Raw genomic sequence first — 10,175 nt, forward strand, 5'->3', positions numbered from 1 at the left:
TTAACTGCGTCTATCGTTTCGTTGTCTAGAATTATTTTTATTATTTCTACTTCTGTTATTTCTATTACTTCCAGGTTTGTTAGAATTAGAATTTCTCGGTTTATTTCGTCGCTGTCTATTCTGTCCCGGTTTAATGGGTTCAGTAGATGCATTTGGGTCGGGTTCAAAACCTTCTACAATTTCTACTTCAATCTTTTCTCCTATTAATTTTTCAATATTTCTTAAAAAAGACGTTTCATCTGCACTTACTAAAGATATTGCTTGTCCGTTAGCTCCTGCTCTACCCGTTCTTCCAATTCTATGCACATAATCTTCAGATATGTTTGGCAATTCAAAATTAATAACATGAGGCAATAAAGGAATATCTAATCCTCTTGCGGCAATATCAGTGGCCACTAGTACACGTACACGTCCATTTTTAAAACCTGATAAAGCTTTAGTTCTAGCACCTTGACTTTTATTACCATGTATTGCAGCAGCTGAGATACCAGATTTTGCCATTTTCTCGCAAAGTTTATTTGCTCCATGTTTAGTTCTTGTAAACACCAAAACTTGTTTCCAATTACCATCAGAAATTAACTTAATAATTAATCCTGTTTTTTTGGCTTTTGCAACCCGATATGCTTTTTGAGAAATTGCTTCAACAGTTGTATTTTCTGGTGTTGCCTCAACTTGTATAGGATGGTTTAAAATACCATGTGCTAGCTTTTTTATATCTTTTGAAAAGGTTGCCGAAAACATCAAGTTTTGTCGTTTATTAGGCATAGAATCAATAACCTTTTGAATGTCTCTTAAAAAGCCCATATCCAACATTCTATCGGCTTCATCTAGAACAAAAATCTCGACGCGTTTTAAGGATAATAAACCTTGACTCTGTAAATCTAACAAACGTCCTGGAGTAGCTACTAAAACATCAACACCTCTTCGAATTGTTGCTGCCTGAGGTTTTTGATTAACACCTCCAAAAATAACGGCACTTCTCAAGTTTAAAAATTCACTATATTCTCTAACATTGGCGTAAACTTGTGCCGCTAGTTCTCGAGTTGGAGTTAATATTAACGCACGGATAGGTCTATATTTTTCTTTCGGATTTTCAGAAAGAATATGTAAAAGTGGTAATGTAAAACCTGCTGTTTTTCCAGTACCTGTTTGTGCAGACGCTAAAACGTCTTCTCCTTCTAAAACTGGCGGAATGGCTTTTTGTTGAATAGGACTTGGGGTAGTGTATCCTTTTTTGGTAATTGCTTTTAGCAAGGCTTCGGATAAGCCTAAAGATTGAAATGACATATATTTTGTTTATGAAGACTCTACTAATCGAGCGTTTGAGATAACAAAGCATAATGTATTTTACCTCCTTCTTCTATTAAGCACGAAGGTACATCTAATTTTAAGATTATTTCTAAATACTTATTTTTGTAAAATAAAAACATAGTATGAAACAAAGGCAATTAGGGAATAACGGTTTTAATGTAAGTGAAGTTGGTTTAGGATGCTGGCAATTAGGTGCCGATTGGGGTGGTGAAATAGACAAAACAAAGGCATTTGACATTCTAAATGAAGCTGTAAATAACGGAATAAATTTCTTTGATACTGCCGATGTATATGGAGACGGAAGAAGTGAAACTTTAATCGGTGAGTTTCTAAAAACATCATCTCATAATATAAAAGTGGCTACCAAATTTGGACGAACTGCCGACGTGTATCCCAATAATTATACAGAAAAATCATTAAGAAACTGTGTAGAAAAATCACTTAAAAGACTGGGTATAGATTGTATAGATCTATTACAACTTCATTGTATACCAACCGAAGCTCTAGAAAACGGCGCTATTTTTAATTGGTTAAGACTATTAAAGCAAGAGGGTAAAATAGCTAATTTTGGTGCAAGTGTAGAAAGTGTTGAACAAGGGCTTATTTGTTTAGAACAAGAAGGCCTACAATCGCTACAAGTTATTTTTAATATTTTCAGACAAAAATTAGTGACCGAATTATTACCGCAAGCAGCTAAAAAAAAGGTTGGTATTATTGTTAGACTTCCTCTTGCCAGTGGATTACTCAGTGGCAAATTTAATGCAGACACACAATTTCCTCAAAACGATCATAGAAATTATAATAAAAATGGAGAAGCCTTTAATGTAGGTGAAACATTTGCAGGATTACCTTTTGAAACTGGTATTGTATTAACTGAGGAATTAAAAACGTTTTGTCCTGATAGTATATCGTTGGCAGAATTATCACTTAGATGGATTTTAGATCATGAACAAGTAACAACTATTATTCCCGGGGCTAGTACTAAACAACATGTTATTCAAAACTCTAAAGTAAGTAGTTTACCTTCTCTCCCAAAGCATTTAATACAAGATTTAAAACATTTTTATAACGAAAAGATTCATAAGCATATTAGAGGTGTTTACTAAAAGTCTTAAATCATATATTATCAAAAAAACTTACTGTACTGCATCACTCGAAAGTCGAAGGTGTTAAAATCAGGCTTTTCTGCCCTAAGCTTTTTATAAATAGGCACTCTACTTATTGAGATGTTTGCAGATCCAGAACCTGAAGTTAATGAAACTGTTTTAATCCTTCTTATTTTTTTATGAGAAGATACCTCAACAGGTAACAAAAACTCATGAATTCGGGGTACTTCATTTGAAACAAGTTCTAACTTTAAATTGTAATCTTTTAAATGTTTCCTAAAAAAGTATTCTGGTCCGTTTTTACTATTTCCACCGGTAAACAAAAGAGTATTTATTTTTGGATATTGTTTTAAATAATCAATAACATCACGAAGTTTAATGTTTTTCATTCCTAAATCTGAAGCATCAATTTTATCCCGCTCTGCACTTTCAACAATATCGCAAACACCTATCTTATGTTTAATTAGAAATGCTTTTCGCTCCTCAATAGCTTTTTTGGAATTATCATAACGCAAATTTAATTTATAAATCTTGTCGATAAATAACCATAGTGAATTATAATAGCTCCCGTAACAAAAATCTACATCCTTTTCTAAAAGCTCTCCCATCGAAAATCGTGGCGGAGGCAATGTACCCACTATCAGTTTTGTGGTATCTTCCTTTATAAATGGTTTGTAAGGATGTGTGTGTTTAAACATAGATTTTATTTGTATTTGCACTTAAAAATCGCTACTTTATATATGATTAAAATAAAACAAATTATGGGAAAAGGCGATAAAAAAACAAAACGAGGAAAAATTAATAGAGGTACTTTTGGAGCAAGACGACCCAGAATTAAAAAGAAACTATTAGTTGAAAATAAAATTAGTATTAGCAATAAAGCCAAAGTTAAGTAACTCATAATCATAAGGGAGAGGCATTTCAAACAATAATACTACTATTCATCGATATATTTTTTTAGTTATATATTTTTATTTAAATTTGGTAAACCAATCTGGTAAACCAATTAACCTGCAAATAAAACTAAATTAATATGAGATTAAAAATTACTCAAACTAAACTCGCAATATTTAAAAAGCTCTTTTACAAAACTTCCATTGCTACAATAATCTTATTCTGTAGTTCTAATATGTTTTCACAAACTACTTACAATATTACCAACCCTGAAGATCTAGAAAATCAAACTTATGTAGCAGGTGATGAAATTATTCTGGCAAATGGTACATACAGCTCAGACTCTCGTATTGACTTTATTGGGAATGGAACAGCCAACAACCCCATAGTTTTTAGAGCAGAAACATCCGGAGGAGTTGTTTTTGATGGCGGTTTACAAATGAACATTGGAGGAGATTATGTTGTTGTTGATGGATTTCATTGGGATGGTGGTATTGGCGCTAGTAATTTTATTCAATTTAGAAATGGCACTGATTATGCAAATCATAGTACTATTCAAAATTGTGTAATAGATGGCTTAGTAATAGATCCAGATGATGTAATTGATGATATTGCAAATAATTCGATTACAAAACACCGCTGGATTGTTTTATATGGAACTTATAATACCGTAATTAACTGTTCTTTTATGAATAAAGCAAGCGCTGGCGCATTAATTCTGGCAGAATATCAATACAACGCTGAGGATAATAGCTGTGCAACTGTAGGACATACTATTAGTAATAATTATTTTTATAAATATTCAAAAATTGACAATACTTTAAGTAATTCTGGTGACAGTGAAACGATAAGAATTGGTTCTAGTGGATATCAAAATGTAGATAGTAGCTGTACCGTTAGCAATAATTATTTTGTTGAAGCCGATGGTGAAAATGAAATTATTACTAATAAAAGTAAAAATAACTCTTTCATAAATAATACCTTTAGAAGATGTAGAGGCTCTTTAGTACTTCGTCACGGATCTGATGCCACTGTTGATAGAAATTACTTTTTAGGTGAAGATGTTGAAGGTACAGGTGGAATTAGAATTACCGATAGTAACCATACTATTTCCAACAATTATATTCAAGACTGTATTACCGTTAATAGTCAAGCCAAGTGGAATAATGGTATAACATTTATAGGAGGTAATGATAATGCCGCTGTAGATTGTAACTCTACAAATGTTTCAAATGGATATCAAAAATCTGAAAATATTACCATTTCAAACAATTCTATAATAAACACAAATGCACCGTTATTCTACAATACAGATAAAGGATCAACAGATCCTACTGGAACTGTATCAAATAATTTAATCTTTTTTGCTAATTCTTACCCAGCACTAAATTTAACACCTGTTATATCTGGAGACACAGGTACCTCTTATGCAAATATGGGTACTACACTAAATTATTCTGGCAACGTATACACAGGAACAACCTTAGGTGAAACAAATACTGGTTTTTCTGAAGAAACAGGAATTATGGCAACTGCAAATGGTGAAATCTATACTTTTTCTGGAACAGACAAAGGTGCTGATATGGGTACTAATATACCAATAACTGACACTATGGTTGGTTACGGTATTGGAGCTTGCTTTTTAGACAATTTAGGTAATAGTATAAATGATGGTGATTGTACCATTACAGTCAGCGAAACTTTAATTGTTAGTAGCTTGTCAACACTTATGCCAGAAGCAGCTAGTTATGATGTTACTGTTAATGCTAATGTAAGTTGGACAGCCACATCAAACGATACTTGGATAAGTATTGATGGTAGTAATACCACTTCTGGCAATGGAAACGCAACAGTTACCTTAAATGTAACTCAAAATCCAGATACCAGTATCAGAACAGGAACGGTAACTTTCACACAAGATCCTGGTGGCGATGATATAGTAAGAACTTTAAATATAACTCAAGAGGGAGCAGATTTAACAAGCTTATATAATCTTATTAACGATGTTTCTGGCGGTGGTCCAGTTTCAATTCATTCATTTTCTCAACAGGAAGTTGGAGGAGGTAAAACTAATTTTGCAGCTAATACGCTTGATAAAAATAATAATACACGATGGGCTGCACAAGATGGAGCAATTTTATCAGGAGACAATAAAGGTGATGGTGAGTATATAATTTACGATTTGGGTGATGAGTATGGATTGGATTTAATACAAATTGCTACAGATGATAAATCTGACCCTTATGGCTTACAAATTTGGGTATCTACAACTGGAACAGACCCTCAAGACTTTACAATGGTTTTACCAACTACAGGAGATTTGTTAATTACCACTACCACTGGAACATTTGATGATTTTGATCAATATGAAATTACTACCAATGCCCGTTTTGTAAAATTAATAGGCTACGGAAGGTTTGATAGTGCAGGTAATACCAGAGCAAGTGCCTGGAATAACATTACCGAAATTGAATTTTTTGGTGCTTCAACTTTATCTCTAGATAAAAACCATGAAAACAAATTGATAGTATATCCTAACCCAGCAAAAAATAATATTCAAATAGAGAATTTAAACTCCTCTGTTAAATCAGTAAGTATTTATAATATTCAAGGCAGGAAGGTAATGGAAGAATCTTTAAATACATCAAAGTCCAAAATAGAAATTAACATATCATCTTTGGTGGATGGACTTTATCTTTTAAACTTTTTGAATGAAAATGGTTCGCGGACCACAAAGAAAATTGTAATTTTAAACTAGATATAAAACTCCTCAAACAAAATATTTGCTTGGGGAGTTTTCTTTTTAATTAGCCTAACTCCTTTAAAAGGTTATCAACTTCAAGAATAGTTGCTCTGTAAAGTCTCTTATTAGGTTTTGTCATATGGTTAGACTCTGTCTGTACCTCATTTAAAATATCTTTAGCATCGTTATTCTTATTTATACTCAGTAAAAATTTAGCTAAAAGTAACCGCTCTTCATAAAACGAATATCTTATATCAATCTGTCTTAAATTTGCTTCTGCTTCTTCAATTTTACCTATTCTCTCTAAAGCTAATCCATATAAAAACTGTGTTCTTGATTTTTGAAATTCAGGATGGTCTTTAATTTGTTCAGAATATTGGATAACCTTCTCACAATCTTCCACATTAAAATAAGCCTCAATAAGTTGCTTTGTGGCGTAAAAGTTTTTTTGAGATTTATCTTCTAAAGCTTCAAGATAATGGGGTATTGCATTATTATAATCTTTAATTTCTATATAAGCATCAGCAAGATTTACACGGTTTTGATATGATTCTGAAAACTCTAATCGCTTTTCTAAATCTTTAACCTTTTTTGTAGGATTTATAACGTGTGCTATTTCATTACTTATTTTCTCTGCATCACGCTTATTATAAACTTGTGTTATAAAATATATAATACAACTAACTAAAGGCAAAAACAGAATTAAAAACGCCCAATAATAAGGATTTCGATTTTTGTACATATGATAAATACAAAACCCTTGAAGAGCAATAATTAAGTAGAAATACATTTAAAAGTATTATATAAATTACGTTAAAAATACAAATTTACTTCATTAAAGGATGAAGTAAGTAATCTGTTTAATATTTAGTTTGGAAGAATCTTAAACGGAATATGCTTTTTTTACTAACGAATAAATACCAAATCGTTGTCTTTAGACATGGGCTCACTAAAACTATAACCTTCGTAATTAAAGCCTTTTAAATCATCAATAGTTTTGGCGTTTGTGTCTACAACGTAACGCGCCATCATACCTCGTGCAGCTTTTGCGAAAAACGATATCATTTTATACTCGCCATTTTTAAAATCTTTAAAATTAGCTGTAACCACAGGTACTTTTAAAGATTTTGTATCTACAGCTTTAAAATACTCATTACTAGCTAAATTTAAAAATAACTCATCATCTTCCAACTCTTCATTTAAAGCTTTGGTAATATCTTTTTTCCAGAACTCATAAAGGTTCTTTTTTACTCCAACTGGGAGTTTAGTTCCCATTTCAAGACGGTAAGGTTGTATTAAATCCGATGGTTTTAAAACACCATACAAACCTGAAAGAATGCGTACTGTTTTTTGAAGCGTTTCTATTTTATCTTCTGGGATGGTGTAAGCATCTAAGCCTCTGTAAACATCACCATTAAAGGCATAAACTGCTGGTCTTGCATTATGTTTGGTAAAAGGTAATTCCCAAGATTGGTTGCGTTCGTAATTTAACTGCCCCAATGCATCAGAAATACTCATAAGTTTAGATAAACTTTTGGCAGATTTCTTCCTTAATATTTTATTTAAACGCTCTGATTGTTTTAGAAACTGAGGTTCAGTATTTTTTATTTTTGGTAATTCAGTTTTAAAATCCAGAGACTTAGCTGGTGATAATACTAATTTCATTTTCTTCGCCTATTTTGTAATCCAAATTTACAATTAGTAATTTACTTTTAAAATTTAGGCTTAGAATAATTTGTGATGCAGCTATAAGTGGAATTGATATAATTGATATTGTTAGATAACTAAAGACTTTTAAGCATTATTGTATATTTGAGTTTATGTTTTTCAATTGTTACCTGCAAGCTAATTAAACAAATTTTCGAGAAAAATAAGGAATGAAAGCGAATCCGCAACTCAAAAAGTTCATAGAACCATACGATAAACGAATTCAAAATTTGACTTTGGATTTGCGAAATTTTATAACTGATTTAATCCCTGAATCAAACGAATTGATTTGGGATAATTATAACGCAGTAGCGATGGCTTATTCTAAATCTGAGAAACTAAAGGATGCTTTTTGCCATATTGCAGTTTATTCAGAACACGTGAATTTCGGATTTAATCGTGGTGCGGAATTAGCTAACATAAATATCAAACTGAACGGGAATGGAAAATTAATTCGACACTTTTCTGTTAAGGATTTCAAATCTTTCCCAAAAGAAGAAATAAAAAGTATGATTTGGGAATCAGTTAGAATTTCTGAAAAGTTAAATAATAAATTAACCGAAAAGAATTATAAACCAAAAAGTATAATAATGTCGGTATCTAAAAAAAAGACAAGACCAAATAAAAAACCATCAGACAACAATGGCTATAAGTAATTGATTATTCCTATGGATTTTCTATTCCGTTTGTATTTGATAATTTAGTTGCAGAAATACGCAACGAAATCATACAAAAAACACGTTGCACCCAATTAAAACCAACCATTAATGAAAATTCTTTTAACTACAATATTTACCTTTTATTTTTTAATTGGTTTTTCTCAAACTTCTCAAGAAATAGTAAATATCAGTAACGATTTCCTTAAAACATTAAGTGACGAAAACAAAACTGAAGTCTTACAGAGTTTTAATGATTCATTAAGAACTAAATGGACAAATTTACCAGTAGGATTAGCTAAAAGACCTGGAAAAAAATATGGTGAATTATCGAATGAAGCAAAGATTAAATTTCATGAGGTTTTAATTACTATTTTTAGTTCGCAAGGATATTTAAAAACAACTAGTGTTATGCAACTTGATGACATGCTTAACGCTAGAATTGATGACGCAATTAAAAAAAAGCTAATCAAAGAAGAATTTATTCCTAGAATCAAAGCACTTGATTGGGATTACGATAATTATTTTATATCAATTTGGGGCGTGCCCAATATGAAAAATGCATGGAGTTTAAAATTTGAAGGACATCACTTATCAATTAACCTTACCATAATAGAAGATAAAGTTTCTTTTACACCTATGTTTCTTGGTGCAGACCCTGCGTTAATGACTTCAACAAAACATGTTGGATTGAGAGTTTTAAGTAAAGAAGAAGATTATGGAATTAAACTAATAAACTCATTTGATGAATCTCAACAAAAGACTGCTACATTAAGTCAAGAAGTTCCTAAAGATATAATTACAAGTCCTGATAATCCTAACAGAATTACAACTTATTATGGAATACAAGGGAAGGAACTAAATTTAAATCAAAAAGAAATTCTAATTCAGTTAATAAGAGAATATATCGGAAATCTTGAAAATCAAAAAGCCAATGAATTCTTATCAAAAATAAAAAAATCAGGAATAGACAATATATATTTTGCTTGGATAGGAAGTTACGAAAGAAATTCACCTCATTATTATATTATTAATGGACCTGATTTTATAATAGAATATGACAATCAAAATAAAGGGAATCATATTCATACCATTTGGAGAGATAAGGCAAACGACTTTGGAGAAGATCTTTTGAAAACTCATCATTTAAATCATAAACATTAACTGTTTACAACACCATGTATAATTAATTGCTTTGGCAAGCGTCTACTTTGGATATTAAGCAGGAATTTCCAACTTTTTGTATATTCGTTTTCACAGTCAAACTGCATATAGCAGGTCATCGTACATAAGCCGTGAAAAACTTAATTTATGAAGAAAAACGAAATTGCAAGGAAATATTTGGAATACCTAGAAAGCGGAGATATGGAAAAAGTAATTAGTTTATTTAGTGAAAACGGAATTGTCGATTCACCTGTTTACGGAATAAAAAAAGCGGATGAATTTTATTATGAATTAAATGATGATACTTCGAATTCTAAAATTCAATTAAAAGGAATCTTCGAACAAAAAAGATCGAATGATTTTGCCTTATATTTTTCTTATGAGTGGACATTAAAAAGCAATCGTAAAGTAGATTTTGATGTTGTAGATATTATTGAACTTGACTCGCAGAATAAAATAAAAAGACTAAAAATAATATATGACACAGTTATTTCGAGAAAATTAGTTAACGAATTAAATGAATAAAAGTCAACGTACAACAAAGAACTGAGGTAAAAAACAAGTAAAAATTATTATTTTATTACCAATGTACTT

At 31.1% G+C, this 10,175-nt stretch carries 10 protein-coding genes; 6 read left to right on the plus strand and 4 right to left on the minus strand.

Going from position 1 to position 10,175, the window contains the following annotated elements; genetic code table 11:
- Positions 1-1,287, minus strand: coding sequence for a DEAD/DEAH box helicase (locus ABD939_RS02130; protein WP_345164025.1), 1,287 nt, complete (start codon positions 1,285-1,287; stop codon positions 1-3).
- A gap of 146 nt (positions 1,288-1,433) precedes the next feature.
- Here ABD939_RS02130 and ABD939_RS02135 point away from each other — a divergent pair, with 146 nt between their 5' ends.
- The gene (locus ABD939_RS02135) at positions 1,434-2,417 is read left to right on the plus strand and encodes an aldo/keto reductase (protein ID WP_345164027.1); all 984 of its coding nucleotides are present in this window, start codon (positions 1,434-1,436) and stop codon (positions 2,415-2,417) included.
- Positions 2,418-2,437: 20 nt separating this feature from the next.
- Here ABD939_RS02135 and ABD939_RS02140 read toward each other — a convergent pair whose 3' ends face one another.
- The gene (locus ABD939_RS02140) at positions 2,438-3,115 is read right to left on the minus strand and encodes a uracil-DNA glycosylase family protein (protein ID WP_345164029.1); all 678 of its coding nucleotides are present in this window, start codon (positions 3,113-3,115) and stop codon (positions 2,438-2,440) included.
- Positions 3,116-3,178: 63 nt separating this feature from the next.
- Here ABD939_RS02140 and ABD939_RS02145 point away from each other — a divergent pair, with 63 nt between their 5' ends.
- Positions 3,179-3,313 (plus strand): 30S ribosomal protein THX, encoded by a 135-nt coding sequence (locus ABD939_RS02145; protein ID WP_345164056.1) that lies wholly within the window; start codon positions 3,179-3,181, stop codon positions 3,311-3,313.
- Between the two features lie 137 nt (positions 3,314-3,450).
- The gene (locus tag ABD939_RS02150; RefSeq protein WP_345164031.1) at positions 3,451-6,069 is read left to right on the plus strand and encodes a chondroitinase-B domain-containing protein; all 2,619 of its coding nucleotides are present in this window, start codon (positions 3,451-3,453) and stop codon (positions 6,067-6,069) included.
- 49 nt (positions 6,070-6,118) lie between these two features.
- Here ABD939_RS02150 and ABD939_RS02155 read toward each other — a convergent pair whose 3' ends face one another.
- A complete protein-coding gene (locus ABD939_RS02155; protein ID WP_345164033.1) occupies positions 6,119-6,844 on the minus strand; it encodes a hypothetical protein in 726 nt (241 codons plus the stop codon).
- A gap of 116 nt (positions 6,845-6,960) precedes the next feature.
- Positions 6,961-7,719 (minus strand): peroxide stress protein YaaA, encoded by a 759-nt coding sequence (gene yaaA / locus ABD939_RS02160; RefSeq protein WP_345164035.1) that lies wholly within the window; start codon positions 7,717-7,719, stop codon positions 6,961-6,963.
- 212 nt (positions 7,720-7,931) lie between these two features.
- Here yaaA and ABD939_RS02165 point away from each other — a divergent pair, with 212 nt between their 5' ends.
- The 3 genes from ABD939_RS02165 (at position 7,932) to ABD939_RS02175 (ending at position 10,106) form a co-directional block, all read left to right on the plus strand.
- Complete coding sequence (locus tag ABD939_RS02165; RefSeq protein ID WP_345164037.1) at positions 7,932-8,417, plus strand: hypothetical protein; 486 nt, start codon at positions 7,932-7,934, stop codon at positions 8,415-8,417.
- A gap of 111 nt (positions 8,418-8,528) precedes the next feature.
- Positions 8,529-9,581 carry a DUF3500 domain-containing protein gene (locus ABD939_RS02170; RefSeq protein WP_345164039.1) on the plus strand — a complete coding sequence of 351 codons (1,053 nt, stop codon included), beginning with the start codon at positions 8,529-8,531 and terminating at the stop codon, positions 9,579-9,581.
- A gap of 147 nt (positions 9,582-9,728) precedes the next feature.
- The gene (locus ABD939_RS02175; RefSeq protein WP_345164041.1) at positions 9,729-10,106 is read left to right on the plus strand and encodes a nuclear transport factor 2 family protein; all 378 of its coding nucleotides are present in this window, start codon (positions 9,729-9,731) and stop codon (positions 10,104-10,106) included.
- Positions 10,107-10,175: the final 69 nt, after the last annotated feature.

Source organism: Algibacter aquimarinus, assembly GCF_039543265.1.
Taxonomy (GTDB): Bacteria; Bacteroidota; Bacteroidia; order Flavobacteriales; family Flavobacteriaceae; genus Algibacter_B; species Algibacter_B aquimarinus.

What these genes read in the sequence shown, in the direction of transcription:
- yaaA (WP_345164035.1), bottom strand. Translation starts at nt 7,719, where the DNA reads ATGAAATTAGTATTATCACCAGCTAAGTCTCTGGATTTTAAAACTGAA.
- ABD939_RS02165 (WP_345164037.1), top strand. Translation starts at nt 7,932, where the DNA reads ATGAAAGCGAATCCGCAACTCAAAAAGTTCATAGAACCATACGATAAA.
- ABD939_RS02175 (WP_345164041.1), top strand. Translation starts at nt 9,729, where the DNA reads ATGAAGAAAAACGAAATTGCAAGGAAATATTTGGAATACCTAGAAAGC.
- ABD939_RS02150 (WP_345164031.1), top strand. Translation starts at nt 3,451, where the DNA reads ATGAGATTAAAAATTACTCAAACTAAACTCGCAATATTTAAAAAGCTC.
- ABD939_RS02145 (WP_345164056.1), top strand. Translation starts at nt 3,179, where the DNA reads ATGGGAAAAGGCGATAAAAAAACAAAACGAGGAAAAATTAATAGAGGT.
- ABD939_RS02155 (WP_345164033.1), bottom strand. Translation starts at nt 6,844, where the DNA reads ATGTATTTCTACTTAATTATTGCTCTTCAAGGGTTTTGTATTTATCAT.
- ABD939_RS02170 (WP_345164039.1), top strand. Translation starts at nt 8,529, where the DNA reads ATGAAAATTCTTTTAACTACAATATTTACCTTTTATTTTTTAATTGGT.
- ABD939_RS02130 (WP_345164025.1), bottom strand. Translation starts at nt 1,287, where the DNA reads ATGTCATTTCAATCTTTAGGCTTATCCGAAGCCTTGCTAAAAGCAATT.
- ABD939_RS02140 (WP_345164029.1), bottom strand. Translation starts at nt 3,115, where the DNA reads ATGTTTAAACACACACATCCTTACAAACCATTTATAAAGGAAGATACC.
- ABD939_RS02135 (WP_345164027.1), top strand. Translation starts at nt 1,434, where the DNA reads ATGAAACAAAGGCAATTAGGGAATAACGGTTTTAATGTAAGTGAAGTT.